Here is a 25,089-nt window from a genome sequence, read left to right as displayed (position 1 = left end):
TCATCGAATGAATAGAGGCTCCAATGCAGTTCACATCTGATCACATCCGCACACGCAAGCCGGTAAATGCTCCATTATTAGCGTTTTGGTAGACGCCTTGATCAAGAGATAGGCAGCTTTCGATCCGCCTGCTTTAAAGCCATTCCCGGCTTTTCATTCGATATGGAATGAAATATGCAAAGGCATCGGGACGCTCAGTGCGGCGACGGCGCCGCAGCCTGCCGGGGGCCTTCCCAGTTCGAACCGAGGATGTGATCTATGAAACTGCTTGGACGTCTCGCCGCCGCAATCGGCCTCGTCGTCGGCATGGCCGGGGCCAGCGCGGCGCCGGCCCGCGCGACCGACGTGAACTTCATTACCGACTTCGGCTTCAACGGACGGCACGCCTATTTCTACGTCGCGCGCGAGAAGGGCTACTACAAGGATGCCGGCCTCAACGTGACCTTCCTGCGCGGCCAGGGCTCGGCCGATGCGATCAAGAAGGTGGCCGCCGGCCTCGCCACGATCGGCTTTGCCGACGCGGGCTCGCTGGTGCTGGCCCGTGGCAATGATGGCGTCCCGGTGAAGCTGGTCTCCATCGTCTATGCCCGGCCGCCGCAGGCCATCTTCGGCGTGAAGGGAACGGGCATCGCCTCGCCCAAGGATCTCGAAGGCAAGACGATCGCCGATACCGCGTCGAGCTCGGTCCGCCTGCTCTTCCCCGCCTTCGCCAAGGCGGCCGGCATCGATGCCAGCAAGGTGAAGTGGGTCGTTGCGGAAGGCTCCGCCCTGCCCTCTCTGCTCGCCAACGGCCGGGTCGATGCGATCGGTCAGTTCTCCGTTGGTGAGCCGCTGATCGCGGCGGCGATCGCGCCCAAGGAAACGGTCCGCATCGCCTACAAGGATTCGGGCCTCGACTATTACGGCAACGGTTTGATCGCCTCGGAAGAGACGATCGCCAAGCAGCCCGAACTCGTGCGCGCCTTCGTCAAGGCGACGATCAAGGGCATGAAGGATGCATTCGCCAACCCGGCCGAGGCCGCCGCCATCATGGCCAAGTACCAGAAGGAACTGGCGCCGGCGATCATCGAAGGCGAGACGAAGCTCGTGGGCGAGCTCGCGACCGTGCCCGGTCGGCCGCTGGGCAGCATCGACCCCAAGAGCATCGCGGGAACCGTCGAGGTCATGTCGGCGAACTTCACCCTGAAGTCGCCCGTGCAGCCGACGCAGCTCTACGCTCCGGGCTTCGTCGAATAATGGCGGCCGCCGGTGGCCTGGCGGCCGCCCCTCCGCCGGCGGCGGATGTGGCGGCCATCGATCTCCGGGGTGTGAGCAAGCACTACCCCGGCGCGGCGGGAACGTCGGTCCATGCGCTGGGCCCGATCGACCTTCGCATTCCGACCGGCAGCTTCGTCGCCGTGGTCGGCCCTTCCGGTTGCGGCAAGTCGACCCTGTTGCGGCTGGTCGCCGGCCTGGAGATGCCCGACACCGGCACGATGGCGCGCTACGGCACGCCGCTCGACGCGCCTTCCCACGAGGTGGGAATCGTTTTCCAGGAGCACGTGCTGTTCCCCTGGAACACGGTGCTGGAGAACGTCCTGCTCCCGGCCGACGTGCTCGCGCTGCCCAAGGCGGCGGCCCGCGAGCGTGCCCTGCGCCTTCTCGAAATGACGGGCCTCGCGGCCTTCGCCGATCACCGCCCCCAGATGCTGTCCGGTGGTATGCGCCAGCGCGCTGCTCTCTGCCGGGCGCTGCTGGCGGATCCACGCCTGCTGCTGCTCGACGAGCCGTTCGGCGCGCTCGATGCGCTGACGCGCGAGGAGCTTTCGCTCGAACTGTCAGGCCTCTGGCAGGATCTCGGACGGACCGCCTTCCTGATCACGCATGACATCGAGGAGGCCATATTGCTCAGCGACCGCGTGCTGGTGATGTCGCCACGCCCGGGCCGCATCCGCGCCGACTTCGAGGTCGACCTGCCGCGCCCGCGCAATGCCGACACGCCGAGGCTGCCGCGCTTCCAGGAGCTCAAGCAGCAGATCCGCGACATCATCTTCGACCGCCGGGCCTGACCTATGGGTGCGTCCTCCTCCTCGCGCCTCGCCGAGCGCGCCACCATCCCGGTGGTCTATCTGGCACTGCTCGTCGTCTGGGAACTGTCCGTCCGCGTCTTCGCGATACCCGCCTGGATCCTGCCCGCGCCAACCGAGATCGGCAGGACGGCCATACAATGGGCGCCCGAGCTCGCCCTCAACAGTCTCGTGACCTTGCGCGAAACCCTGGTGGGCTTCGGGCTCGCCATCGCCCTGTCCCTGCCGCTGGCCGTGCTCATCGCCCTGAACGCGACCGCCCGCAGGCTTCTCTATCCAATCCTGCTCGGCCTTCAGTCGGTCCCCAAGGTCGCGGTCGCGCCGCTGATCATCCTGTGGCTCGGCCTCTCGGAATGGCCGAAGATCGTGATCGTCATCCTGGTCTGCTTCTTCCCGATCCTGGTCAATCTGATCGCCGGCCTGGAAGCCGCGCCGCGCACCATGCTCGATCTCATGCGATCGCTGGGGGCGTCGCAGCACATGATCTTCCGGCGTCTTCGGATTCCCGTGGCGCTGCCGCACTTCTTCACCGGCTGCAAGGTGGCGGTGACCTTCGCCGTCATCGGCTCGGTCATCGGCGAGTTCGTGGCGGCACAGGAGGGGCTCGGCTATCTCATCCTGATCTCGACGTCGCAGTCGCAGACGCCCCTCGCCTTCGCCGCCATCGCGTTGTTGACCCTGCTCAGCATCGCGCTCTTCCATGGCATCGAATGGATCGAGCGCCGGGTCGTCGACTGGACGCCCTGAACCCGCGCGTGCAATGACGGGCTTCGACGGAGGAAAGATGGGCAGCGGCAAGCCGGCAACGGAAGGCAAACCGGAGACCGCGGTCGCGAAGCCGCAGCGGCCCGGCCGCCGCCCCACGGCCAGCGCCCGGGCCGCCCGCGACCAGGTGGATGCCATCTTCTCGCAATGGCGCACCGAGCGGCCCGACATCGACACCAGCCCGGTGCAGATCTACGGCCTGATCGCGCGCATCCAGATCCAATGCACCGCCTTCATCGAGGAAGTGCTCGTTCCGTTCGGCCTGACCCGCGGCACGTTCGACGTTCTGACGGCGCTCAGGCGTGCTGGTACGCCCTACTGCCTCACGCCCAAGCAGCTCGTGCAGTCGCTGCTGCTGAGCGGCGCGGGACTGACGAGCCGTTTGAACAAGCTTGAAGCCCAGAACCTGATCGCCCGCCTCGCCGAGCCGAGTGATCGCCGGACCCTTCGGGTCCAGCTCACGGCGGCGGGCGAAGCCGTCATCAACGAGGCCATCCCCCGCGTCTTCGACGTGCAGCGCAGCCGCCTTCAGAAGCTCGGCGACGACGGTCAGCAGCGGCTTCTCGAGGAATTGTCCCGCTTCGCCGAAGCGATCGATACCTGGCCGCGCTAGAGTCTTTCCGCTTCAAGGAGACCTGCACCACCTCATCCTGAGGAGCGACCGCAGGCCGCGTCTCGAAGGATCGGCAACAGGCGTGGTGCTCGTGCCCATGCTTCGAGACGCCACGCTTCGCGCGGCTCCTCAGCATGAGGTCCTAGGAGTGAATTCGCCTTCAGCCCTGCTTATGGGCCTTGTCGAAGGCCTTCTTCTGGTCGCCCGAGGCATCCTTCTGGTGCTTGGCCTTCCACTCGTCGTAGGGCATGCCGTAGACGATCTCGCGAGCCTTGGGATCGGCGATCTCGATACCCCGTTTGCCCGCCTCCTCGCGATACCAGCGCGACAGGCAGTTGCGGCAGAAGCCGGCTAGGTTCATCAGGTCGATGTTCTGGACATCGGTGCGCTCCTGAAGGTGCGACACCAGACGCCGGAAGGCGGCGGCTTCGAGTTCGGTGCGGGTCTTGTCGTCCATGATCGCCTCCCGGAAGTACGGACTGATCTCTGCTTCCGGATATAGGCTCAGGTGCCTGGATTAACCAGACACCAAGGCCTTTTTGACTGCGGTCGAGATCGCCGGAGCCAGTCGCCGCCCCCAGGCGCGCGCATCGTCCGGCGTGCCCATGAGATCCTGGCGTACTTCCAGCGAGCAATGCGGCAGCGCCCGCGGCCGTGCATGGGCGGTCAGTGTGTATTCGTAAGGTGCACGCGCCGAATAGGGCTCGTTGTCGCCAACCACGAGCGAGGGATCGCGGCGCAGCTCTTCCAGCAGCGGCTCGGGCAGGCGCGGATCGTCGTTCCACAGCACACCGACATGCCAGGGACGCTCGAAGCCTTTCATCACCGGCGTAAAGCTGTGCACCACCAGCAGGCAGACCGCCCCGCGATCAGCCGTCATCGCATCGAGCAGCCGGTCGACCTCGCGGTGATAGGGCCAGAAGCAGGCCTCGGCGCGGGCATCGACCTGCACCTTGGTCAGGTCCTTGTTGGCCGGCACGACCGTCTCGTCGCTGATCTCCGGCGTCGAGCCCTCGCCGCCCGGCCAGCGGTTGCAGTCGATGACCAGCCGCGAATAGCCGGACGCAACCAGCGGCGCATCGAGCGCCTTTGCCAGTTCGATCGCCGCATCGAGCCCGCCGATGTCCCAGCCGATGTGCCGTGAAAGTTCGCTCTCGGGAATGCCGAGATCGCCCAGCGCCTGGGGGACCGCCTTGCTGGCATGATCGCAGAGCAGCAACAGCGGCGCCCGCCCCTGTTCGTTGAAGACGGAGAACGGCGGCGGATCGTCCGGCCGGAGCAACGGTTGCATCGCGCCCCTATAGTGCGAAGATCGGGCAAATGAAAGATGCCGACGCCCCCGCCCTGCTGCGCGCCCTGTTCGACGCCGCGCTCGCCGCCGCACGACCCGCCACCTGCCTCGCGCCCTACATCGAGAAGCTGCAGCCGCCGAAGGGCCGGACCATCGTGATCGGCGCCGGCAAGGCCAGTGCCGCCATGGCGCGCGCCGTCGAGGACCAGTGGCCGCACCCGCTCGAAGGGCTGGTGGTGACACGCTACGGCTACGGCGAGATCTGCAAGCGCATCGAGATCGTCGAGGCCGCGCATCCGGTGCCGGATGACAAGGGCCGCGAGGCCGCCGGCCGCATCTACGAGCGCGTCCGGGGACTGAGTGCCGACGATCTCCTGCTCTGCCTGATCTCGGGCGGCGCCTCCGCCCTGCTGGCGCTGCCGGCCCCGGGGCTCACGCTGACCGACAAGCAGGACGTCAATCGCGCGCTGCTGAAATCGGGCGCCAACATCGGCGAGATGAACACCGTACGTAAGCATCTCTCGGCCATCAAGGGCGGCCGCCTCGCCATCGCGGCGCAGCCCGCGCGCGTCCTGTCCTGGCTGATCTCCGATGTGCCGAATGACGATCCCGGTGTCATCGGCTCGGGTCCCACCGTCGCCGACAAGACGACCTTCGCCGACGCGCTCGCCGTTCTCGCCAAGTACCGGATCGACCCGCCGCCTGCCGTGCTCAAACATCTGCAGGAGGGCGCTGCCGGCCGCATCGACGAGACACCGAAGCCCGGCGATCCCCGCCTCGCCAATGTAGAGACGATCATGGTGGCGACGCCCAAGCGCTCGCTCGAAGCCGCCGCCGCCGTCGCGAGGGAGCATGGCGTCGAGGTCGTCATGCTGGGCGACAATCTCGAAGGCGAGGCTCGCGAACTCGGCGCGACGCATGCGCGGCAAGCCCTCGAGATCGCCAAGCGCGGCGGCAAGCCCGTGGCTATCCTGTCCGGTGGGGAGACCACCGTCACGGTGCGCGGAAAAGGCCGCGGCGGCCGCAACGTCGAATATCTGTTGGCCGAAGCCATCGCCGTCGACGGCGCGGCGGGCATCTGGGGCCTGTCGGCCGATACCGACGGCGTCGACGGTGCCGAAGACATTGCCGGCGCCATCTTCACGCCCGACACGCTCGCCCGCGCGCGCGCCAAGGGTCTCGATCCGCAGGCCATGCTCGACGACAATGATGGGCATGGCTTCTTCGGGATGCTGGGTGACGGGCTCGTCACGGGCCCGACGCGGACCAACGTCAACGATTTCAGGGTCACCCTGATCGCGCCATGACGACCTATCCCGGTTCCTGCCACTGCGGCGCGATCAGCCTCACCCTCACGTCGGAGAAGCAGCCCGAGGAGATGCGGGTCGGCCGCTGTGCCTGCAGCTTCTGCCGCCGCCACGGGGCCCGCACGATGGGAGATCCGACGGGAAGCGTGGAATTTCGCAGCGCACCCGATGCCCTGTCGCGCTACCGCTTCGGCCTCGGCATCACCGACTACCTTCTCTGTGCTCGGTGCGGCACCTATGTCGGCGCCGTCATGCCCGAGGAAAACGGCGCCATCGGCATCGTCAACGTCAACGCGCTCGACATTCGAGATACTTTCGATGCTGCACCGCCGTTGCATCACTACGATGGCGAGGACGAAGCGCGGCGGCGCTCCCGGCGCCGAAAGTTCTGGATGCCTGCGACCGTCATCGCCTAGGGTCGTCCCATGGCCATTCTTGGAGTGATCGCCGACGACTTCACCGGCGCAACCGACATCGCGGGCATGCTCGTCAAAGGCGGCATGCGCACCATCCAGACGATCGGCGTGCCGGCGAAGGGTACGATCCCCGACGACGTCGATGCCGTCGTGGTCGCGCTGAAGACACGCTCGATCCCGGCGGCCGACGCGGTCGCGCAATCGCTCGACGCGCTGAAGGCATTGCAAGCGGCGGGCTGCGTGCGCTTCTTCTTCAAATACTGCTCGACCTTCGATTCGACCGACGCCGGCAATATCGGTCCCGTCGGCGATGCGCTGCTCGACGCGCTGAAGGCGAAGCAGGCGATCTACTGCCCCGCTTTCCCGGTGAACGGCCGCACCATCTTCTTTGGACATCTCTTCGTGGGCGACGTGCTGCTGTCGGACTCGCACATGAAGCACCACCCGCTGACACCGATGACGGATGCCAGCCTGGTGCGCGTGCTGGCGCGGCAGACGCCGCACAAGGTCGGACTCGTCGCCTTGAAGCAGGTCCAGTCCGGATCCGCCATCTTGCGTGAAGCGCTCGACAGGCTCGCCGCCGAGGACGTTCGCCATGTCGTGGTCGATGCCGTGGCCGATACCGATCTCGGCATCATCGGCGAAGCGATCGGTGACGACACGCTGGTCACCGGCGGTTCGGGCGTAGCGCTTGGCCTCCCGGCCGCCTATCGCCGGCGCGGCCTGATGGCCCATCGCTCCGGCGCCGATGCCCTGCCGAAGATCGAAGGCGCCGCCGCCGTCCTCGCCGGCTCCTGCTCGGCCGCCACGCTCGGCCAGATCAAGGCTTTCAAAGGTCCACATCTGGCGCTCGACACCGATGCGATCTGCCGCGGTGATGACGTGTCCGGCAAGGCGCTCGACTGGGCCAAAGGCAAACTTGGTAGCGGGCCGATTCTGCTGTCGGCCAGCGACACGCCCGACGCCGTGAAGGCACTGCAGGCAAAATACGGCATCGAGAAATCGAGCCAGGCGATCGAGAAGACCATGGCGACGCTGGCGCGCGGCCTCGTCGAGGCCGGCGTCGGCCGCCTCGTCGTCGCCGGCGGCGAGACCTCCGGTGCCGTCGTGAGCGCGCTCGATGTCACGGCGCTGCGCATCGGACCGGAGATCGACCCGGGCGTGCCGTGGACAGCGTCGGTCGGCACCAGGCCCATCCTGCTCGCGCTGAAGTCCGGTAATTTCGGCGCGCCCGATTTCTTCACCAAGGCATTCGACACGCTATGAGCACCGTAGAAACCAAGATGCGCGAGCAGATCTGTGCGTTGGGCGCCAAGCTCGCCGCGCGCGGCCTCTGCCCCGGCACCTCCGGCAACATCAGCGCGAGGGTGGCCGATGGCTGGCTGATGACGCCGACCAACTCCTCGCTGGGGGAACTCGAGCCCGGTCAGCTCTCCAAGATCGATCTCTCGGGCAAACATGTCGCCGGCGATCCGCCGACCAAGGAAGCGCTGCTGCATCGCTCGGTCTACGACGTGCGGCCCAAGGACGGTGCGATCGTCCATCTCCACTGCACCCATGCGGTGGCGATTTCCTGCCTCGATCCGTCATGCCACCACAATGCCGAGACGACCCTGCCGCCGATTACGCCCTACTTCGTGATGCGGGTCGGCAAGCTGCCGTTGGTGCCCTACTACAAGCCGGGCGATCCCAAGCTTGCCGACGCCATCCGCGAATATGCCAAGGGTCATCGCGCCGTGCTGCTGGCCAATCATGGTCCCGTCGTCGCCGGCACCTCGCTGTCGGCCGCTTCCGCCTCGATCGAGGAACTGGAAGAAACGGCGAAGCTCCACCTGCTGCTGCAGGGATTCAAGCTGCGCACCCTCTCGGACGCCCAGGTGCGCGACGTCGAAGAAGCCTATCCTTCCTGATTGGACCAGAAGAATGCCCAAGCTCGCCGCCAATCTTTCGTGGATTTACCAGGAAGTGCCATTGCTGCAGCGCTTCGGCACCGCCGCAGCACATGGCTTCAAGGCCGTCGAGATCCTGTTCCCCTATGAAGCGCCGGCCGCCGACATCGCCGCCGAACTGAAGAAGCACAAGCTCACGCAGGCACTGTTCAACCTGCCGCCGGGAGATGCGAGCAAGGGCGAGCGCGGCCTGGCCGCCCTTCCGGGCCGCGAGGCCGAGTTCGCCGCCGCCATCGACAAGGCGCTGGACTACGCGCATGTCCTCGAATGCCGGACCCTGCACGTGATGTCCGGCATGATCGCCCCCGGCGCCGACGTGAAGGCGATGCATCGCACCTTCATCTCGAACCTGAAGAAGATCTGCGATCGCACGGCCAAGATGGGCATCACCATCGTGCTGGAGCCGATCAACCATCGCGACATTCCCGGCTACTTCACCAACACGACCGACCAGGTGAAGGCAATCATCGACCAGGTCGGCGCGCCGCACCTGCGCCTGCAGCTCGACCTCTATCACCTGCAGGTCACCGAGGGTGATCTGCAGAAGCGCATGGAGCGGCTGTTCCCGATTACTTCGCACGTGCAGATCGCCGGCAACCCCGACCGCAACGAACCCGACATCGGTGAAGTGAATCACCTCTACCTGCTCGATGTGCTCGATCGCCTCGGCTACGACGGTTACGTCGGCCTCGAATACAAGCCGAAGACCACGACCGGCGCTGGCCTGGGATGGGCGGCGAAATACGGCATCAAGGCCTGATCCATGACCGACAAGAACACGCCCGTCGTCGCTTTCGTGGGCCTGGGCTCGATGGGCCTCGGCATGGCGAAGAACCTGCTGAAGCACGGCCACAAGGTGATCGGCGTCGATCCCAGTGCCGCCGCCCGCGAGGCCTTCGTCGCCGCAGGCGGTACGACGGCCGCGTCTCCCGCTGAAGCCGCGAAGACCGCCGACGTGGTCATCGTCGCCGTCGTGAACGCGCAGCAGGTGGAAGCGGTCCTCTACGGCGAGGGCGGCGCCGTTGCCACGCTGCGCAAGGATGGCCTGGTGATGCAATGCGCCACCTGCCCGGCCGCCTTCATCCGCAAGCTCGACGAGCGTCTCGCAGCAACCGGTCATGCGCTGCTCGATGCGCCGATGTCCGGCGGGCGGGCCCGCGCCGAATCCGGGGAACTCACCTTCATGTCCTCCGGGAACGCCGGGGCCTTCGCCGCGGCGGAATCCATCCTCTCGGCCACTTCGGCGAAGGTGTTCCGGCTCGGCGACAAGGCCGGCATCGGGTCTTTGGTGAAGACGGTGAACCAGCTCCTCGCCGGCGTGCACATCGCCACGGCCGCCGAGGCGATGGCGCTAGCGGCCAAGGCCGGCGCCGATACGCGCGCGGTCTATGAAGTGATCTCGGCCAGCGCCGGGAATTCCTGGATGTTCGGCAACAGGGTGCCGCACATGCTCGACGACGACTATTCGCCGCTCTCGGCAGTCGAGATCTTCGTGAAGGACCTCGGCCTGGTGCTCGACACCGGCCACGAGCTGCGCCTGCCGCTGCCCCTGGCCGCCGCCGCGCACCAGCTCTTCATCGCGGCCGCGGGCGCCGGCTGGGGCAAGCTGGATGACGCCGCCGTCGTCAAGGTTTACGAGGCCGCAGGCGACTTCAAAGTGTCGTCCCCGGTGAAGTAGACTGACCGCATGCGCCGTAATCGTTTCACCAAGATCGTCGCCACGCTCGGCCCCGCCTCCTCGACCACGGAGCGGCTGCGAACGCTGTTCGAAGCCGGGGCCGACGTCTTCCGGCTGAACTTCAGCCATGGCCAGCACGAGGATCACCGCCAGCGGGTCGAGCAGCTCCGCGCGCTCGAGAAGGAATTCAAGCACCCGATCGCGATCTTGCTGGATCTTCAGGGCCCCAAATTGCGCCTCGGTACGTTCGCCAAGGGGCCAATGGTTCTGAAAATGGGCCAGCGGGTGCGCTTCGACATGGATGCCGAGCCCGGCACGACCGAGCGCATCCCCCTCCTTCATCCGGAAATTTTCAAGGCCGCCAAGCCCGGCGGCATCCTGTTGATCGACGACGGCAAGGTGCGGCTGCGCATCGTGTCCCACGACGCCCGGACCATCGACACCGAGGTCGAGGTCGCCGGCACCATCAGCGACCGCAAGGGCGTCAACCTGCCCAACCTCGTCCTGCCGATGTCGCCCATGACACCGAAGGATCACAAGGACCTCGCGTTCGGCCTGTCGCTGGGCGTCGACTGGATCGCGCTCTCCTTCGTGCAGCATGCGAACGACATCGCCGAACTGAAGAAGCTGGTGGCCGGCCGCGCCGCCGTGATGGCCAAGCTCGAGAAGCCGCAGGCGATAGAGCATCTCGACGAGATCATCGAACAGAGCGACGGCATCATGGTCGCCCGCGGCGACCTCGGCGTGGAGATGCCGCCCGAGGCCGTTCCGCCGCTGCAGAAGCGCATCCTCGCCGCCGCCCGCGTCGCGGGCCGGCCGACCATCGTGGCGACCCAGATGCTGGAATCGATGATCCTGGCGCCGACACCGACACGGGCCGAGGTGTCCGACGTGGCCACGGCGGTCTATGACGGCACCGACGCCGTGATGCTGTCCGCCGAATCCGCTTCGGGCAATTTCCCGCTCGAGGCGGTCACGATGATGGATCGCATCCTGAAGAGCGTCGAGGGCGACCCGCTCTATCGCCGCCTGATGGATGCCAGCCGGCACGAGCCCGAAGCGACGACGGCCGACGCGATCAGTGCGGCCGCCCGCCAGTGCGCCCACACTCTGTCGGCCGCCGCGATCGTCACCTACACCAACACCGGCTCGACCACCTTGCGCGCGGCGCGCGAGCGGCCCGACGTCCGCATTCTCTGCCTTACGCCGAATCTCGACACGGCACGGCGCATGACGCTCACCTGGGGCGTCCATCCGGTCCGTACCGAGGACGCCCACAATTTCGGCGACATGGTGCAGAAGGCCGTGCGGGTGGCCCGTCAGCAGGAGATGGCCAAGGAAGGTGAGCGGCTGGTGGTGACGGCAGGCGTCCCCTTCGGCACGCCGGGCGCGACCAACATCCTGCGCATCGCCTACGTCTGACGTACTCCGCCCGCAGAACGCGCGCATGATTTTCCGCGAGGGATGATCGCTCCCGGCTCTCCGTAGTGTTCTCGTACGAACACAACGAGGAGTTCCATGTCTCGCCGCAATTTCGCCACCGTCGATGCCGTGCTCGTCGCGATCTGCATCGTCGTCTTTGCCGGCGGCGTCCTGGCGCAGAGCCTCGCATCGGGGCCGTCCGCGTCTCCCCCTCCCGTCAGCAGCGGCGGAGACCGGCGATGAAGCGTCGTCGCTTGTCGCTCACCTGGATCGACTTCCTGGTCATCGCCGCCTCGATCCTGACCTTCGCCGCGGTCGCCGGCGCCACCATCGGACACGCTTGACACAATCCTCCTTGGTATCGCCCCAGTCCGGTCGCGGCCCGGACCGAAACTGGAATCATAAGCAACCTTTCCAGCCCAGCCGATAACACTGTTCCAAGAGGCCATCATGAATCCCGGCCAGAAGAAGAAGCGGGCGATCGCCGTCCCCTATGAACTTCGCAAGACGCGCTTTTCGTGGATCGATCTGCTCGTGATCGCCGCCGCCCTGATCACGCTTGCGGTCGTCATCGATGCCTCTGTGGCTCGCGCGAAGGCGTCAGCGGCGCCTGTGTCGCAGGCCAACCTCATCACACCCGAACTCAGCCAGCTTCCCGACGATCCCGGACTGCTCAAGGCCAGAATTCGCCTGGCGTCGGGGCTCTAAATTTTGGGGCGCCTGTCGATGACACGGCGCGCCTTGCCCAGCGACCGCTCGATCGTCCCCGGCGCGGCAACCTCGACATCAGCCGAGAGGCCGCACATTCCCTTGAGCCTTCGAGCCAGTTCGGCACCCGACTGAAGCCGAGCCTCCTGCTCCTGAACCTGCCGCGCCTCGACACGCACCAGCAGATCGTCGAGCGCCCCCGCCCTCGTCAGCTCGATGACATAGTGGCCGCTCAGGGCCGGATCGCGCAGGATCTGTTCCTCGACCTGGCTGGGGAAGAGATTGACGCCGCGCACGATCAGCATGTCGTCGCTGCGGCCGGTGATCTTGGCCATGCGCCGCATCGCGGTGACCGAGCCCGGCATCAGCCGCGTCAGGTCACGCGTGCGGTAGCGCACGACGGGCATCGCCTCTTTCGTCAATGTCGTGAACACAAGCTCACCCGGCTCGCCCTCGGCCACCGGCCGGCCGGTCGTGGGATCGACGATCTCGGGGTAGAAATGATCCTCCCAGATCGTCGGCCCATCCTTGGCCTCGACGAACTCGCAGGCGACGCCCGGCCCCATCACCTCGCTCAGGCCGTAGATGTCGACGGCATCGATGCCGAGCCGGCGCTCGATCTCCGTGCGCATGCCCTCCGTCCACGGCTCGGCACCGAAGATGCCGATGCGCATCGCCGTCGAGCGCGGATCGACGCCCTGACGCTCGAACTCGTCCGCGATCGCCAGCATGTAGGACGGCGTCATCAGCACGATGCGGGCGCCGAACTCGCGGATGAGCTGGACCTGGCGCTCGCCGAATCCCCCCGACATGGGCACGACCGTGCAGCCCAGCCGCTCCGCGCCGTAATGCGCGCCCAACCCGCCGGTGAAGAGCCCGTAGCCATAGGCATTGTGGATGATGTCACCCGGCCGGGCGCCGCCCGCAAACAGCGACCGCGCCATCAGGTCGCCCCAGGTGGCGATGTCCTGCGCCGAGTAACCGACGACGGTCGGACGGCCAGTGGTGCCGCTGGAAGCGTGCAGACGCACGCAGCGTTCGCGCGGGATTGCCAGCATGCCGTAGGGATAGGCGTCGCGCAGGTCACCCTTCTCCGTGAAAGGAAAGCGCGGGAGATCGTCGAGGCTCGCGAGCTGGTCGGGGTGAACGCCAACGGCTTCGCACCTGGCCCGCCAGGGCGCCTGGTTTTCGTAGGCATGACGAAGCGTGGCACGCAGCCGGTCGAGTTGCAGAGCCCGCAACGCATCGAGCGACAGGCCGAGTTCGGGGAACAGAGTGCCCGTCATTTGCCGTCGAATCCGAAGCGCCGGTAGGCGTAGCCGAGGCCGATCAGTGCCGCGCCCAGACCGAGGAAGGAGAACACCCGCAGCAGACCCTGCAGCCCCGCCATGTCGATCAGGAAGACCTTGGCCACCACGATGCAGACCAGCACCATGCCGGCATGCCGCAGCGCTGCGGCCTGCCGCAGGAAGCCGAGCGCCAGCAAGGCGACGCCGAACAGCAGCCAGACGATCGAGTAGGCATAGAGTTCCAGCCCATGCGCATCGAAGCCGCGCCGCTCGAAGCCGGGATCGAAGAAGTGGCGTACCTCGAACGAGACATAGACGAAGGCCAGGATCGAGGCCGTCGCCTCGACGAGGAGATCGACCCGCCGGTCGGGCTCGGCATCGATCCAGCGGCGCGCCAGGGCCGCCATCGCCGCCGGCGCCGCATAGGCGAGCAGCAATCCATTGAAGATCGGCAATCGGCCGACATCCGCCGGCTCGAACACCGGATTGGCCACCAGCACCTGGACGATCAGCACCACCGCAACAGCCACCCCGCCGCTCAGGCGCCACGCCCACAGGGCCACGAGGTCGCCGTCGAGCCGCGTCTTCCACAGCGCCGCCAGGGCGAAGGCTCCCCAGACCAGGACATAGGTGGCCCGCTCCATGAAGCTGGCATCGGGCGTCATCATCGTCGTCGGCTGGAAGACGCTGCGCACTTCGAGCGTCAGCAGGACGAACGCGAGCAGGGCGGCGGCCGCCTCCGTCGCGCGCACGAGCTGGATATCGCCCGTCGGACGCAGGAAGCGCAGCGCGACAACCAGCGCGGCGATCGAGATGCCGTAGCCCCAGAGCATCCAGTTGAGGATCGGCGTCAGCCCGATCGGATAGGTCAGGATCTCCGGGTTGATGACGAAGCGCACGACCACGATGGCGAGCAGCGGCCAGCAGAGCCGGCGCAGGGCGACCAGGCCGAGCTGCGCGGAGATCGCGGCGACCGCGGCCAGTTCGACCGCATAGGCGACCGTGATCCATTCGCGGCTGAGTTCCAGCGGAATGGCGGCGCCGATGAAGAAGGTGACGCCGGCGGCCAGGAAGCCCAGGGCCTCGGTGGCGCCCGGCATCGTCCCGCGCCATCGGGTCAGGCGCTCGGCGCCCACGAGGAACGGCGCGGCCAGGCCGACGCTGATCAGGCCCCAGGGAATGCCCGGCGTTGCACGCAGCACGTACCAGGCGAGCAGGAAGTGCGAAAGCGCGGCTGATATCGACAGGGCTGCCCAGAAGCCCGGCCGGGCGGCGTTCCACAGCAGGGCAAAGGCCGCCGCAGCATAGAGGCCGCCGAAGCCGGTCACGAGCCAACCGAAGCGACCATCGTTCCAGTCGGCCGCCACGCCGCTCCCCGTCCACCACCAGAGCGCCAGCGCGGCCAGCGACAGAGCCGGAGCGAGGCCGGCTGCGAACTGGAAACGCGGTGCCCAGCGCGAGAAGGCGAAGATGCCTATTCCGTGCGCGGCCAGGGCCAACCAGCCCGCCGTTTGCGCGCCCCTATCCTGGGAGATCGCCAGCACGAGCAAGCCGCCGGTGACCGCCAGCGAGGCCCAGACCAGGGCCAGCACGTCCTTCGCCGGATTCTCGCTCTCCTCCAGGCGCCGCCACGACGCCCAGACGAAGAGCCCCGCGAGCGCTACCAGGAAAAGGCCGACCCAGTGCAATTCGGGCAGGTCGGGATCGGCCAGCATCCAGATGCAGGTCCACAACGCCGAGCCGGCCAGCACGCCCCAACCGAGTACCCACCATCCGCGGATCCGGATGACCGTGAGAGTTCCCGCGGCAATGGCCAGCAGATAGCCGAACAGCACGGGCGTATTGGGCTGCTCGCTGCCGATGATCGCGGGGCTGAGGAATCCGCCGACGAAGGCCAGCGCCGCGACGAATATTCCGTGGCGCAACGAGAGCGTGATCGCAAAGGCGGTCAGGGCCGCGGCGCCGCCGCCGGCCGCAACCTTGGAGATCATGTCGTACAGCGCCACGGCCGACAGCAGCGAGCCGTAGAGCGCCGCCACACCCGCGGCCGCCAGCGCCTGCGACACGCGATCGTCGCGCGCCCGAATTCGTTCGGCGCCCGCGATCAGGGCGAAACCGAACAGGGCTGCAAGGATGACGCGCACCTCGGGAGAGAGATAGCCCTCCTCGATCGAGTAACGGACGAGGAAGACGGCCGACAATGCCAGGGTGATGGCGCCGACCCAGAGGAAGGCGCGGGCACCGAGCCGCTGCTCCCACCCGCCCCGCACCGGCTCGACGGCCGGGATCGCCGGCGGCGGTGCGGGCACCGACGGGGATGCCGGCAGATCCACACCGATGACGATCGCCGCGGGTTCGGCCTGGGGTTCGGGCTCGGGAACGAAGGGTGGCGCGGGCGGCGGCGGCACGACGGCCTCGGCCGGTGCCGCCGGGAGCGGAGCTGCCTCGACAACCGGCGGAAGCGGCACAGTGCCCGCCGCGGCGATCTGGCGACGCAGTACCGCCAGTTCGGACGCGAGACGGTCGTTCTGCGCGCGGATGCCCGAGGTGCGGACCAGCGCGATGATGGCAATCAGCGGCGTGCCGAGCGCCCAGGCGATCCCGACGAGGATGAGGAAGATTTCTTCCACGAAGGCTCCGGGATCGCCCTGCTCGGCTCTTTATTCCGCCGCGACGCGGACGGCTTCTCGGGAGAAGGCCGCACGGTTGTCCCGGGCGACGATGCCACGCTTCACGACAAGGCGATGGTTTTCCTTGCGCGCCGCACGCTTGATATCGGCCAAAGCATCGCCGTCGCACAGCACGAAGTCGGCGACGTTGCCTTCCTTGATGCGGCCGTGATCGGCCAGCCGCATCAGGTCGGCGGCACTCGCGGTCGCAAAGAACAGCGAGTCGCGGCTGGAAATGCCGATGTCACACATGAATTCGAGCTCGCGTGCATTCTCGCCATGGCGATTGTGCGGCGTGCCGGCGTCGGTGCCCATCGCGATGCGACCGCCCGCCGAGTAGTACATCTTGGTCGCGGCGATGTGCCGGTCGAAGACGCGGCGACTCTTCTCGATGACGTAGTCCGGAATCGAGCGGTCGCCCTCGTCATAGCCCTTGAGGATGTTCTTCACGGCCGCCAGCGTCGGCACCAGCCAGACGCCACGCTCCTTCATCTCGCGGCAGCATTCGTCGTCCATGAAGATGCCATGCTCGATCGAATCGATGCCGCCGCGCACCGCGTTGAGGATGCCGAGCGCGCCCTGGGCGTGGCTGGCGCAGCATTTGTGGAAGCGATGCGCCTCCGAAATGCCGGCCTTCATCTCCTCGGCGCTATAGTGGGCGTCCTCGGGATTGACGCCGGCGGTCATCACCCCGCCCGTGGCCATGATCTTCACCAGGTCGGAGCCGGCATGGACCTGCTCGCGCACCGCCTTCACCACCTCGTCGACACCGTCGGCGACGCGACCGACCCTGTTGCCGTGACCGCCGGTCATGCAGATCATGCGGCCGGAGCAGCGCATGGTCGGGCCCAGGAAACGCCCGGCGTTGTAGGCGTCGCGGATCGCGAACTCGATATAGTCCTTGCCGCCGCAGTCGCGCACGGCGGTGACGCCGCCTTCCAGGGTCTGGCGCATGAACTCCATGCCGCGCACCGTGAGCTGGGCCGCACTCAGGCGATCCTGCACCGCACCGGGATTGCCCTCGGCGCCCGACAGCGAATGGACGTGGCAGTCGATGATTCCGGGGATCAGCGTCGCCCCCGACGTGTCGACGGTCTCGCCGGCAAATCCCTTGAACTCGCCCGCCGGGGCGACCCGCCTGATGCGGCCGCCCTCTTCCAGCACCGCCTGCCCGTCTTGCACTTTCTCGCCGTCGAAAAGACGACCGCCGACATACAACGTGGCCATTCACCAACTCCCGAATCTGAACGCGGCGCGACTTTGACCTACGTCGAGGGCCGACCGCAACCCAGCGGATCGGCATCGGGCCCCTTATCCCCGCCCAAAGCCTGCAGGCGCTCGATTTCGCCCGCGATGCCCGGTATGTGCGGGTTCCACCGGCGCGCCAGTTCGAACGCCGCAACGGCGCGCCCGTTCTCCCCCATTTCCGCGCGAATCATGCCCAGCCCCGAATAGGCGCCGAAATGGCGCGGCTCGCGCTTCACCGTCTCGCAGATGTCGGCCAGCGAGGCCGGGAAGTTGCCCATCAGCCAGTGCGCCGTCGCGCGCTTGTTCCAGGCCTCCGACAGATCCGGTGCGACGTCGATCAGGCGCGTGAAGGTCTCGATCGAGGCCTTCAGCTCCTGCTGCTGCATCTCGGCGATGCCGCGCATCATCAGGGCGCGCTGGCTCATGTCCGGCACCATCACCCATTGTTCCCAGATCGCGGCTTCCAGCGACTTGATGGCGGATGGATCGGTGGCGCTCTGCAGCTTGATGAACAGAGTATCGAGCACGGTGCCACTCCCGGCGTTCTGCGCCTGCACGTTGGCCCCGAGCATCAGTCCGAGAAGGGCGGCAAGGCAAGCGCGAAGAGCGTTCATGCCTCCCCTCCTCGTCTGCGGTCAGTCGAGTGCGGCGGGCTTCGGCCCGCCCGTCGCCCAGTCGAGCAGCTCGACCGTATGGGCGATGGGTACGCCCGTGCCCGAGGCGATGTTGCCGATGCAGCCGAAGTTGCCGGCGGCGATGACGTCGGGCTTCACGCTCTCGATGTTCGCCACCTTGCGATCGCGCAGGCGGCGCGACAGTTCGGGCTGCAGCACCTGGTAGGTGCCGGCCCAGCCGCAGCACAGATGGCCCTCGGGCACGTCCTTCACGACGAAGCCGGCATCGCGCAACAGCCGCTTGGGCTGCTCGATCACTTTCTGGCCGTGCTGCATCGAGCAGGCCGAATGATAGGCCACGGTCAGGCCCTTGGGCTCGACATTCACGAGGCCGATATCGAGCATGACCTCGCTGACATCCTTGGCGAGCTTGGCGACCTGCAGCGCCTTCTCGTGCCATTCCGGCTCGTCGGCCAGCATGTTGCCGTAGTCCTTGACGGTCGTGCCGCAGCCCGAGGCGTTGATCACGATGGCGTCGAGCCCAGCCCCGTCGATCTCGCGCAGCCAGGCGGCGATGTTGGCCTTGGCCAGCGCAATCGCCCGCTCGTTGCGCCCGACATGGAGCACCGACGAGCCGCAGCAGCCCGAGCCCGCGACGTTCACCACCTCGATGTCGTGGCGCGTCAGCAGCCGCACCGTCGCCTCGTTGACCTCCGGCGCCAGCACCTGCTGGCCGCAGCCCGGCATCAGCGCGACGCGCTTGCGGCGCAGGCCTTTCGCCGGGAAGGTCTGGGGCCGGTCGACCGGCGACGGGCCGCGCAACCGCGCCGGCACCGCGTCGAGCATGGCGCGCAGGCGGCGCGGGAAAGTGGCACCGCCGGGATCGGTGCTGGTCGCCGGCAGCAGTGGCGCCAAGGGCTTGGCGAGTCGGCCCAGCCTCATGGCCCAGCGGAACGCGGTGGGCCGCGGCATCAGCCAGGCCAGCAGCGCCCGCATGAAGCGGTCGGCCGGCGCCCTCGTATAGGTTTCCTCGATGCGGTGCCGACCGTGATCGACCAGGTGCATGTAGTTCACGCCCGACGGGCAGGTCGTCATGCAGGACAGGCAGGATAGGCAGCGATCGACGTGCCGCACCTCCTGCATCGTCGGCGCGCGGTCACCCTCCAGCATCGCCTTGATGAGATAGATGCGACCGCGCGGACTGTCGCGTTCGTCGCCCAGCAGCACGAAGGTCGGGCACGTGGCCGTGCAGAAGCCGCAATGCACGCACTTGCGCAGGATATGCTCGCTGCGGGCGTTCTCGGGATCGGCAAGCTGGGCCAGGGTAAAGTTGGTTTGCACGACGCGGATCAGGCCGCTTGATCCAACTTCAGCCGTTCCGTCGTCTTCTTGATCAGTTGCCCCGATTCAGAGGACGCCTTTTCCAACTCGTACAACGTCTGCAGGTTCATCCAGGTCTGAGCGCTCATGCCAAGGGCGCGCTCCAGTCGCAGGGCCGTCTCTGCCGTTATGCCGCGCCTGCCCCGGACGATATTGCCCACCTGCACCTGCGACAGACCGGCCGCCTGCGCCAACCGGTACTGCGAAATTCCGGCCGGTGCCATGAACTCGTCATGGAGAATGCGACCGGGATGCACTGGCTTGATCTTGCGCTTCATATCCCAACTCTCTCAATGATAGTCCACGACCTCGATCGCTGTCGTCTTTGTCCCGTCCCAGGCGAAGCAAATCCGCCACTGCTCGTTGATGCGGACGCTCCATTGCCCTTTCCGGTCGCCTCGCAAAGCGTCCAGCCTGTTCCCAGGCGGGACTGCCAAATCCTCGAGCCGGCTCGCAGCATACACGATCTTCAGCTTGTTCTGGGTTCGCTGAGTCAAGTCCACCGGATGGCGCCGGACCCGCTCTCCGTAGAATAGGCGCAGCGTGCTTTCGTTGCGGAACCGATCCTCATCGACCATCAACCCCAATACTAATCAGTTTGATTAGCAGGAACAATCCCTAACCCATCCTCCCCGGATTGAAGAGCCCCTTGGGGTCGAAGCTTTCCTTGAGCCGCGCCGCCAGTGCAACGAGCGCGGCGGACTGGGGCTGGAAGACGGGCACGGTTGTACGTGTGGCCTCGGGAGCGCGGAACAGCGTCGCGTGACCGCCGGTCGCGCGCAGCGCGCCGCGAACCAGCGCGTGATCGGCATCGTCCGACGGCGGCAGCGCCAGCCAGATCAGGCCTCCCGACCAGTCGTAGAAAGCCTGTGCAGCAGGGCGCTGTGCCTTGATGCGCGCCAGGATCTCCGGCCCCTCGGTCGGCGGACAGGAAATCTTCCAGACCACGGCATCGGGCGCGGCCTTCAACGGGACCACGTCGCGCACCTCGCGCCAGAAAGTCCGGCTCTCCAGCGTGCCCAGTTCCTCCATCTTGGCGCCGGCGTCGACCATCAGCTCGCGCAGGCCCTTCAGCCGTGCCTCGACCGAGGGCGCCACACCTTCGAGACGGAGCGCGGTCATACCGGGCACGTGCGCGGCACCGGAGACTTCGTGCGGGCTGCCCATCGCGGCGCACATCGCGCGCACGGCTGCGGCATCGTCGAGGCCCAGAAGCATGAGTGTCGCCGTCTGATCGGGCGCCGGCAGCACCTTCACCGACACCTCGTCCAGCACCGCCAGAGTGCCCCAGGATCCGGCAAGGACCTTGGAGAGATCGTAGCCGGTGACGTTCTTCATCACGCGGCCGCCGGACTTGAAGGCCTCGCCGCGTCCATTGACCCCGCTGAAACCGAGCAGATGGTCGCGCGCGGCGCCGGCCGACAGGCGGCGCGAACCGGCGAGATTGCCCATGACGGCACCGGCCAGCGTGCCCTGCCCCGGCTCACGCCCCAGCAGCGGCCCGAGATCCGGCGGCTCGAAGGCCAGCATCTGGTTGCGCTGGGCCAGCAGCGCCTCGACCTCGCGCATCGGCGTGCCGGCGCGCAAGGTGACCACCAGCTCCTCGGGCGCATAGTCGACAATGCCGGAGAGGCCCGTGATATCGAGCACCTGGTCGCAGCGCATCGGCTGGCCGAGCGCCAGCTTGCTGCCCTCGCCGCGCACGTCGAGCGTCACGCCCTCGCCCAGCGCCCACTCCACTGCCTGCCGCAGCTCCTTCGCGTCGCGCGGCTTGATGGTCTGACTCATGAGCCCCACGCGGCGCGTAGACGAAAAGGAACCTGAAACGAGGATGCTGGCATCTTTGCTTTAGAACCGCGGAATATCGGGGAACGGGATGTTGTTCTGCGTCACGACCAGGCGGCCAAGTTCAGCGCAGCGGCGCAGCTTGGGGAACACCTTGCCGGGATTGAGCAGGTGGTCGGGATCGAAGGCGCATTTCACGCGCATCTGCTGGTCGAGATCGATCTCGGTGAACTGCACGCCCATCAGGTCGCGCTTCTCGATGCCGACACCGTGCTCGCCAGTCAGCACACCGCCGACCCTCACACAGAGTCGCAGAATGTCGGCGCCCAACTCCTCGCAGCGCCGCAGCTCGTCGGGATCGTTGGCGTCGAACAGGATCAGCGGATGGAGATTGCCGTCGCCGGCATGGAACACGTTCACGACGCGAAGCCCGTACTGCTTCGAGAGGCGGCGCATCTCGGCCAGCACCTCGACAAGTTTTCCGCGCGGCACCGATCCGTCGAGGCACATGTAATCCGGTGAGATCTGGCCGACGGCGGGGAATGCCGCCTTGCGGCCGGCCCAGAACAGCACCCGCTCCTGCTCATCATGGCTGACCCGGACGGTGGTGGCGCCGCGGCTCCGGGCAATCTCGGCGACACGCTCGACGAGATAGTCGACCTCGACCGGCGGCCCGTCGAGCTCGACGATCAGCAGCCCCTCGGCATCGAGCGGATAGCCCGCGCCGACATAGGCCTCGGCGCACTTGGTCGCGTCCTTGTCCATCATCTCCATGCCGCCGGGGATGATGCCCGAGGCGATGACGGCGGCGACGCAGTCGGCCGCGCCCGCCTCGGTCGGGAAACCCAGCAGCACGGCGCGCGCCGTCGAAGGCTTGCGCAGGAGCCGCACCGTCACTTCGGTGACGACGCCCAGCAGGCCTTCCGAGCCTGTCATCAGGCCGAGCAGGTCGTAGCCGCCGGCATCGAGATGCTTGCCGCCCAGCCGCACCACCTCGCCGTTCATCAGCACCATCTCGATGCCGAGCAGGTTGTTGGTCGTGAGCCCGTACTTCAGGCAATGCACGCCGCCGGAATTCTCCGCGACGTTGCCGCCGATCGAGCAGGCGATCTGCGAGCTGGGATCGGGCGCGTAGTAGAAACCTTCGTGTTCGACCGCCTTGGTGACGCCGAGATTTGTCACCCCCGGCTGCACGCGGGCGCAGCGATTGGCGTAGTCGATCTCAAGTACGCGGTTGAACTTGCCCATGGCCAGCAGGATCGCGTCGCCGACCGGCATCGATCCGCCCGACAGCGAGGTGCCGCCGCCGCGCGGCACGACCTTCACCTTGTGGTCCTGGCAGTAGCGCAGGATGGCCGCGACCTGGGTCACCGTCTCGGGCAGCACCACGACCAGCGGCATCTGCCGGTAGGCCGACAGCGCGTCGCATTCGAAGGGGCGCATGCCGTCGAGATCGTCGATGACGCCCTCGCCCGGAACAATGGCGCGCAACGCGGCGACGATCTCCGACCGGCGGGCGAGAATGGCGGGGTCGAGCGGCGGCATCTCCATGCTTCGCTCATACGCCAAATGAAAAAGCGGCGGAAGCCGAAGCCTCCGCCGCTTTGTTCGCTAAGACGCTGACGCCGTCTTCAGCCCTGGCGGGCCTTGAAGCGCGGGTTGGTCTTGTTGATCACGTAGACACGGCCCTTGCGGCGCACGATGCGGCAGTCCTTGTGACGGAGCTTCACCGACTTGAGAGAATGACGGATCTTCATGGCCCTAACTCAACAAAAAGCCCCGGCCGGGCCGGGGTGAATTCCGAAAGCGCGCGGAAAATACGGACCGCAGCCGCTCTCGTCAACCCATTGATTTTCCACCCAAGTTTCGCAGCGCCTTTTTGCCCTGAAAGAGCAGATTCGTCAATGATCCCAAGGGCTTGAAGGCGGGATGAGGCCTCTGCCCGCATCGCTACCTCCATCAGGTCGGCCACGAGGCCCGCGAATCCCGCGCGATGCGCGCCATTCCTACCGCTCCAGCCTGCGCATCAGGGCCCGCGCATCGTCGGGGGCATGCAGCTTGTCGGTATTGTCGAAGTAGACGTAGACGTCGCGCCGCAGCTGCCGCGTCAAAGGTGGCCCGGCAAACGCGCCGTCGGTCATGGGCGCGCCGTCGCGCCATGCCGCCACCCGCGTCGCCCACCGCGAAAGCTCCGGCCCGCTGTAGGCGCTGCGGTAGAGTTCGCTCGAACCGTGGAGGCGGCAGTAGACGAAGTTCGCCGTCAGATCCATCAGCAGCGGCCAGTCGACCGTGTCGGCACAGACCAGTGCGATCCGGTGCTTGCGCAGCAGGGCGATAAAGGCCGGGTCGCAAAAACTCTCGTGGCGAATCTCGACCGCGTGCCGGATCGGCTGGGAACTTTCCACCCGCAGCCACGCCCGCGCCTTCAGCCGATGATCGTGACGCCGGCCGAGCCGCGCCGCCTCCTCGGTGTCGCGCGGCAGGACTTCGAAGAAGGCTTCCAGCCTCTCCGGCTCGAAGCGGAAGTTGGGCGGGAACTGCCAGAGGATCGGCCCGAGCTTGCGCCCGAGCCGCAGCACGCCCGAAGCCATGAAATTTGCCAGCGGCGCCACCGGGTCGCGCAGCCGCTTCATGTGAGTAAGAAAGCGCGGCCCTTTGACGGCGAACACGAAACCGTCGGGCGTGCAGTCGAACCACTGCCGGAAGGAGTCCGGCACCTGCAGGCTGTAGAAGGTGCCGTTGATCTCGACCGTCGGAAACACCGAGGCGAGATGGGCGAGCTCATCCTTTTGCGGCAGGCCTTTCGGGTAGAACTGGGCACGCCACGGGGTGTAGCGCCATCCCGATACGCCGATGAGGACCTGTGATCGTCGGACCATGCCGCCAAACGGTGCACGCGCGCGACGGTTGCTCCTCCTCGGGCCCTACTCCTCGGGTTCGGTGCTGAACTCCAGCGGATGGCCGGCGCCGCGGGCCAGATCGTTCGCCTCACTCGCCTTGGACTCAGCAATGTCGCGCGTGTAAGCCGCGACGACGCAGGCACCGCGTTGATGCGCCGTCATCATCACGGCGTAGGACTGTTCCTCGGTCAGGCGGAACACAGCCTTCAGAACGACGACCACGAACTCGCGCGGTGTGTAGTCGTCGTTCAACAGGATCACCTTGTAGAGCGGCGGCTGCTTGGTCTTGGTCCGCTCCACCGCCTGTGGCTTGGTGTCGATATCGCTCATCGATCTCCCTTCAGTTTCCTTGAGGGCACCAACGAGCGACAGTCTCAGCCCACCGGCATCGTCTCGGCAAGAGGCGGCAGCTTCACGACTATGTCGTACCAGGCGGCGAGCGTGGGATGGCCCGGACGCCACGGCTCGTTGGCGTAGCGGAAGTCGAGATAGCCCAGCGCGCAGCCGATGGTGATCTCCCCGATCGTGGTCAGGTTGCCCAACGAATCGGCCTGCTTCTCCAGTTCGTCGAGCGCGCGTGTGACCTTGCCCTGCTGCAGGGCGATGTAACTCTGGCGGCCCTCGTCCTGGGGCAGCGCGATCTCGCGGCGGCGCGGCTGCGTGGCATCGAGAATGCCGTCACCCAGCGCCTCCTGGGTCAACGCCTTCCAGCGCGCCGGGCCGACCGGCGGGAACAGCTTCGGCGCGCTGCCGATGCTGTCGAGATACTCGCAGATCACCGGGCTGTCATAGATCGACATGCCGTCATCGCTGATCAGCGTCGGCACCTTCGACAACGGGTTGACCGGCAGTAGGGCCGGATCGGTCGTGCCGACCTTCCAGCGCTCGATCTTGTCGTTGAGCCCGCGCGCGATGGCGCAAGCCATCACTTTACGGACATACGGGCTTGCAGCAGAATAGGCGATCTTCATGGCGGTCCCCCTTGAGAT

28 protein-coding genes are annotated in these 25,089 nt (G+C 66.8%); 13 read left to right on the top strand and 15 right to left on the bottom strand.

The window, feature by feature from the left end; translation table 11 throughout:
- The first annotated feature begins 258 nt into the window (after positions 1 to 258).
- Genes ACT6UX_RS21980 through ACT6UX_RS21965 form a run of 4 tightly spaced genes read left to right on the top strand, consistent with a single transcriptional unit; the run spans position 259 to position 3,444 of the window.
- The gene (locus tag ACT6UX_RS21980; protein ID WP_444777287.1) at positions 259 to 1,236 is read left to right on the top strand and encodes an ABC transporter substrate-binding protein; all 978 of its coding nucleotides are present in this window, start codon (positions 259 to 261) and stop codon (positions 1,234 to 1,236) included.
- Positions 1,236 to 2,048, top strand: a complete 813-nt coding sequence (locus tag ACT6UX_RS21975) for an ABC transporter ATP-binding protein (protein WP_444777286.1) — start codon at positions 1,236 to 1,238, stop codon at positions 2,046 to 2,048. The genes ACT6UX_RS21980 and ACT6UX_RS21975 overlap by 1 nt, the downstream gene beginning before the upstream one ends.
- A gap of 3 nt (positions 2,049 to 2,051) precedes the next feature.
- A complete protein-coding gene (locus tag ACT6UX_RS21970) occupies positions 2,052 to 2,813 on the top strand; it encodes an ABC transporter permease (RefSeq protein ID WP_444777285.1) in 762 nt (253 codons plus the stop codon).
- 37 nt (positions 2,814 to 2,850) lie between these two features.
- A complete protein-coding gene (locus ACT6UX_RS21965; protein WP_444777284.1) occupies positions 2,851 to 3,444 on the top strand; it encodes a MarR family winged helix-turn-helix transcriptional regulator in 594 nt (197 codons plus the stop codon).
- 160 nt (positions 3,445 to 3,604) lie between these two features.
- Here ACT6UX_RS21965 and ACT6UX_RS21960 read toward each other — a convergent pair whose 3' ends face one another.
- Together ACT6UX_RS21960 and ACT6UX_RS21955 are read right to left on the bottom strand one after the other, a co-directional pair.
- Positions 3,605 to 3,901, bottom strand: coding sequence for a DUF1244 domain-containing protein (locus ACT6UX_RS21960; protein WP_444777283.1), 297 nt, complete (start codon positions 3,899 to 3,901; stop codon positions 3,605 to 3,607).
- A gap of 60 nt (positions 3,902 to 3,961) precedes the next feature.
- Positions 3,962 to 4,735: an N-formylglutamate amidohydrolase gene (locus tag ACT6UX_RS21955; RefSeq protein WP_444777282.1), complete on the bottom strand. Its 774-nt coding sequence runs from the start codon at positions 4,733 to 4,735 to the stop codon at positions 3,962 to 3,964.
- A 29-nt stretch (positions 4,736 to 4,764) separates the two neighbouring features.
- On the opposite strand from ACT6UX_RS21955, the gene ACT6UX_RS21950 reads away from it, so the two are divergent.
- The 9 genes from ACT6UX_RS21950 (at position 4,765) to ACT6UX_RS21910 (ending at position 12,215) form a co-directional block, all read left to right on the top strand.
- Complete coding sequence (locus ACT6UX_RS21950) at positions 4,765 to 6,042, top strand: glycerate kinase type-2 family protein (protein WP_444777281.1); 1,278 nt, start codon at positions 4,765 to 4,767, stop codon at positions 6,040 to 6,042.
- A complete protein-coding gene (locus ACT6UX_RS21945) occupies positions 6,039 to 6,458 on the top strand; it encodes a GFA family protein (RefSeq protein ID WP_444777280.1) in 420 nt (139 codons plus the stop codon). The genes ACT6UX_RS21950 and ACT6UX_RS21945 overlap by 4 nt, the downstream gene beginning before the upstream one ends.
- Positions 6,459 to 6,467: 9 nt before the next feature.
- Positions 6,468 to 7,724: a 3-oxo-tetronate kinase gene (otnK, locus tag ACT6UX_RS21940; protein ID WP_444777279.1), complete on the top strand. Its 1,257-nt coding sequence runs from the start codon at positions 6,468 to 6,470 to the stop codon at positions 7,722 to 7,724.
- Positions 7,721 to 8,368 (top strand): 3-oxo-tetronate 4-phosphate decarboxylase, encoded by a 648-nt coding sequence (gene otnC, locus ACT6UX_RS21935; RefSeq protein WP_444777278.1) that lies wholly within the window; start codon positions 7,721 to 7,723, stop codon positions 8,366 to 8,368. Before otnK ends, otnC begins: the two co-directional genes overlap by 4 nt.
- A 13-nt stretch (positions 8,369 to 8,381) precedes the next feature.
- Positions 8,382 to 9,167 carry a 2-oxo-tetronate isomerase gene (otnI, locus tag ACT6UX_RS21930; protein WP_444777277.1) on the top strand — a complete coding sequence of 262 codons (786 nt, stop codon included), beginning with the start codon at positions 8,382 to 8,384 and terminating at the stop codon, positions 9,165 to 9,167.
- Between the two features lie 3 nt (positions 9,168 to 9,170).
- On the top strand, positions 9,171 to 10,085 hold the full coding sequence (gene ltnD, locus ACT6UX_RS21925) for an L-threonate dehydrogenase (protein ID WP_444777276.1): 915 nt from the start codon (positions 9,171 to 9,173) through the stop codon (positions 10,083 to 10,085).
- Positions 10,086 to 10,094: 9 nt separating this feature from the next.
- Positions 10,095 to 11,507: a pyruvate kinase gene (pyk, locus tag ACT6UX_RS21920; protein ID WP_444777275.1), complete on the top strand. Its 1,413-nt coding sequence runs from the start codon at positions 10,095 to 10,097 to the stop codon at positions 11,505 to 11,507.
- Between the two features lie 96 nt (positions 11,508 to 11,603).
- On the top strand, positions 11,604 to 11,750 hold the full coding sequence (locus ACT6UX_RS21915) for a hypothetical protein (RefSeq protein ID WP_444777274.1): 147 nt from the start codon (positions 11,604 to 11,606) through the stop codon (positions 11,748 to 11,750).
- Positions 11,751 to 11,957: 207 nt separating this feature from the next.
- Positions 11,958 to 12,215, top strand: a complete 258-nt coding sequence (locus ACT6UX_RS21910) for a hypothetical protein (RefSeq protein ID WP_444777273.1) — start codon at positions 11,958 to 11,960, stop codon at positions 12,213 to 12,215.
- Here the strand turns inward: ACT6UX_RS21910 and ACT6UX_RS21905 are convergent.
- The 13 genes from ACT6UX_RS21905 to ACT6UX_RS21845 form a co-directional block, all read right to left on the bottom strand.
- Entirely contained in the window at positions 12,212 to 13,501 is a 1,290-nt protein-coding gene (locus ACT6UX_RS21905) for an AMP-binding protein (RefSeq protein ID WP_444777272.1), read from the bottom strand. The two genes, ACT6UX_RS21910 and ACT6UX_RS21905, sit on opposite strands and share 4 nt — an antisense overlap.
- On the bottom strand, positions 13,498 to 16,134 hold the full coding sequence (locus ACT6UX_RS21900) for a DUF2339 domain-containing protein (protein WP_444777271.1): 2,637 nt from the start codon (positions 16,132 to 16,134) through the stop codon (positions 13,498 to 13,500). The genes ACT6UX_RS21905 and ACT6UX_RS21900 overlap by 4 nt, the downstream gene beginning before the upstream one ends.
- 30 nt (positions 16,135 to 16,164) lie before the next feature.
- On the bottom strand, positions 16,165 to 17,400 hold the full coding sequence (locus tag ACT6UX_RS21895) for an amidohydrolase family protein (protein ID WP_444777270.1): 1,236 nt from the start codon (positions 17,398 to 17,400) through the stop codon (positions 16,165 to 16,167).
- Positions 17,401 to 17,438: 38 nt separating this feature from the next.
- The gene (locus ACT6UX_RS21890; protein ID WP_444777269.1) at positions 17,439 to 18,035 is read right to left on the bottom strand and encodes a tetratricopeptide repeat protein; all 597 of its coding nucleotides are present in this window, start codon (positions 18,033 to 18,035) and stop codon (positions 17,439 to 17,441) included.
- 21 nt (positions 18,036 to 18,056) lie between these two features.
- Positions 18,057 to 19,376 carry a glycolate oxidase subunit GlcF gene (gene glcF / locus ACT6UX_RS21885; RefSeq protein WP_444777268.1) on the bottom strand — a complete coding sequence of 440 codons (1,320 nt, stop codon included), beginning with the start codon at positions 19,374 to 19,376 and terminating at the stop codon, positions 18,057 to 18,059.
- A gap of 8 nt (positions 19,377 to 19,384) precedes the next feature.
- On the bottom strand, positions 19,385 to 19,693 hold the full coding sequence (locus tag ACT6UX_RS21880; RefSeq protein ID WP_444777267.1) for a HigA family addiction module antitoxin: 309 nt from the start codon (positions 19,691 to 19,693) through the stop codon (positions 19,385 to 19,387).
- Between the two features lie 12 nt (positions 19,694 to 19,705).
- Positions 19,706 to 19,993, bottom strand: a complete 288-nt coding sequence (locus ACT6UX_RS21875) for a type II toxin-antitoxin system RelE/ParE family toxin (protein WP_444777266.1) — start codon at positions 19,991 to 19,993, stop codon at positions 19,706 to 19,708.
- A 40-nt stretch (positions 19,994 to 20,033) separates the two neighbouring features.
- A complete protein-coding gene (gene glcE, locus ACT6UX_RS21870; protein ID WP_444777265.1) occupies positions 20,034 to 21,203 on the bottom strand; it encodes a glycolate oxidase subunit GlcE in 1,170 nt (389 codons plus the stop codon).
- 60 nt (positions 21,204 to 21,263) lie between these two features.
- A complete protein-coding gene (locus ACT6UX_RS21865; RefSeq protein WP_444777264.1) occupies positions 21,264 to 22,751 on the bottom strand; it encodes an FAD-linked oxidase C-terminal domain-containing protein in 1,488 nt (495 codons plus the stop codon).
- Between the two features lie 80 nt (positions 22,752 to 22,831).
- Complete coding sequence (gene ykgO, locus ACT6UX_RS21860) at positions 22,832 to 22,957, bottom strand: type B 50S ribosomal protein L36 (protein ID WP_068191747.1); 126 nt, start codon at positions 22,955 to 22,957, stop codon at positions 22,832 to 22,834.
- 249 nt (positions 22,958 to 23,206) lie between these two features.
- Positions 23,207 to 24,079: a DUF72 domain-containing protein gene (locus ACT6UX_RS21855; RefSeq protein ID WP_444777263.1), complete on the bottom strand. Its 873-nt coding sequence runs from the start codon at positions 24,077 to 24,079 to the stop codon at positions 23,207 to 23,209.
- A gap of 45 nt (positions 24,080 to 24,124) precedes the next feature.
- Positions 24,125 to 24,430, bottom strand: coding sequence for an ATP-dependent Clp protease adapter ClpS (clpS, locus tag ACT6UX_RS21850; RefSeq protein WP_444777262.1), 306 nt, complete (start codon positions 24,428 to 24,430; stop codon positions 24,125 to 24,127).
- A 44-nt stretch (positions 24,431 to 24,474) separates the two neighbouring features.
- Positions 24,475 to 25,071 (bottom strand): glutathione S-transferase family protein, encoded by a 597-nt coding sequence (locus ACT6UX_RS21845; protein WP_444777261.1) that lies wholly within the window; start codon positions 25,069 to 25,071, stop codon positions 24,475 to 24,477.
- Positions 25,072 to 25,089: the final 18 nt, after the last annotated feature.

The sequence above is a fragment of the Reyranella sp. genome, from assembly GCF_052439685.1.
Lineage (GTDB): Bacteria > Pseudomonadota > Alphaproteobacteria > Reyranellales > Reyranellaceae > Reyranella.
This window is presented reverse-complemented; position numbering and strand designations above follow the sequence as displayed.

Excerpts from the sequence above, each read along its gene's own strand:
- ACT6UX_RS21980 (WP_444777287.1), top strand. The coding sequence starts at position 259 with ATGAAACTGCTTGGACGTCTCGCCGCCGCAATCGGCCTCGTCGTCGGC.
- ACT6UX_RS21975 (WP_444777286.1), top strand. The coding sequence starts at position 1,236 with ATGGCGGCCGCCGGTGGCCTGGCGGCCGCCCCTCCGCCGGCGGCGGAT.
- ACT6UX_RS21970 (WP_444777285.1), top strand. The coding sequence starts at position 2,052 with ATGGGTGCGTCCTCCTCCTCGCGCCTCGCCGAGCGCGCCACCATCCCG.
- ACT6UX_RS21965 (WP_444777284.1), top strand. The coding sequence starts at position 2,851 with ATGGGCAGCGGCAAGCCGGCAACGGAAGGCAAACCGGAGACCGCGGTC.
- ACT6UX_RS21960 (WP_444777283.1), bottom strand. The coding sequence starts at position 3,901 with ATGGACGACAAGACCCGCACCGAACTCGAAGCCGCCGCCTTCCGGCGT.
- ACT6UX_RS21955 (WP_444777282.1), bottom strand. The coding sequence starts at position 4,735 with ATGCAACCGTTGCTCCGGCCGGACGATCCGCCGCCGTTCTCCGTCTTC.
- ACT6UX_RS21950 (WP_444777281.1), top strand. The coding sequence starts at position 4,765 with ATGAAAGATGCCGACGCCCCCGCCCTGCTGCGCGCCCTGTTCGACGCC.
- ACT6UX_RS21945 (WP_444777280.1), top strand. The coding sequence starts at position 6,039 with ATGACGACCTATCCCGGTTCCTGCCACTGCGGCGCGATCAGCCTCACC.
- otnK (WP_444777279.1), top strand. The coding sequence starts at position 6,468 with ATGGCCATTCTTGGAGTGATCGCCGACGACTTCACCGGCGCAACCGAC.
- otnC (WP_444777278.1), top strand. The coding sequence starts at position 7,721 with ATGAGCACCGTAGAAACCAAGATGCGCGAGCAGATCTGTGCGTTGGGC.
- otnI (WP_444777277.1), top strand. The coding sequence starts at position 8,382 with ATGCCCAAGCTCGCCGCCAATCTTTCGTGGATTTACCAGGAAGTGCCA.
- ltnD (WP_444777276.1), top strand. The coding sequence starts at position 9,171 with ATGACCGACAAGAACACGCCCGTCGTCGCTTTCGTGGGCCTGGGCTCG.
- pyk (WP_444777275.1), top strand. The coding sequence starts at position 10,095 with ATGCGCCGTAATCGTTTCACCAAGATCGTCGCCACGCTCGGCCCCGCC.
- ACT6UX_RS21915 (WP_444777274.1), top strand. The coding sequence starts at position 11,604 with ATGTCTCGCCGCAATTTCGCCACCGTCGATGCCGTGCTCGTCGCGATC.
- ACT6UX_RS21910 (WP_444777273.1), top strand. The coding sequence starts at position 11,958 with ATGAATCCCGGCCAGAAGAAGAAGCGGGCGATCGCCGTCCCCTATGAA.
- ACT6UX_RS21905 (WP_444777272.1), bottom strand. The coding sequence starts at position 13,501 with ATGACGGGCACTCTGTTCCCCGAACTCGGCCTGTCGCTCGATGCGTTG.
- ACT6UX_RS21895 (WP_444777270.1), bottom strand. The coding sequence starts at position 17,400 with ATGGCCACGTTGTATGTCGGCGGTCGTCTTTTCGACGGCGAGAAAGTG.
- ACT6UX_RS21890 (WP_444777269.1), bottom strand. The coding sequence starts at position 18,035 with ATGAACGCTCTTCGCGCTTGCCTTGCCGCCCTTCTCGGACTGATGCTC.
- ACT6UX_RS21880 (WP_444777267.1), bottom strand. The coding sequence starts at position 19,693 with ATGAAGCGCAAGATCAAGCCAGTGCATCCCGGTCGCATTCTCCATGAC.
- ACT6UX_RS21875 (WP_444777266.1), bottom strand. The coding sequence starts at position 19,993 with ATGGTCGATGAGGATCGGTTCCGCAACGAAAGCACGCTGCGCCTATTC.
- glcE (WP_444777265.1), bottom strand. The coding sequence starts at position 21,203 with ATGAGTCAGACCATCAAGCCGCGCGACGCGAAGGAGCTGCGGCAGGCA.
- ACT6UX_RS21865 (WP_444777264.1), bottom strand. The coding sequence starts at position 22,751 with ATGGAGATGCCGCCGCTCGACCCCGCCATTCTCGCCCGCCGGTCGGAG.
- ykgO (WP_068191747.1), bottom strand. The coding sequence starts at position 22,957 with ATGAAGATCCGTCATTCTCTCAAGTCGGTGAAGCTCCGTCACAAGGAC.
- ACT6UX_RS21855 (WP_444777263.1), bottom strand. The coding sequence starts at position 24,079 with ATGGTCCGACGATCACAGGTCCTCATCGGCGTATCGGGATGGCGCTAC.
- clpS (WP_444777262.1), bottom strand. The coding sequence starts at position 24,430 with ATGAGCGATATCGACACCAAGCCACAGGCGGTGGAGCGGACCAAGACC.
- ACT6UX_RS21845 (WP_444777261.1), bottom strand. The coding sequence starts at position 25,071 with ATGAAGATCGCCTATTCTGCTGCAAGCCCGTATGTCCGTAAAGTGATG.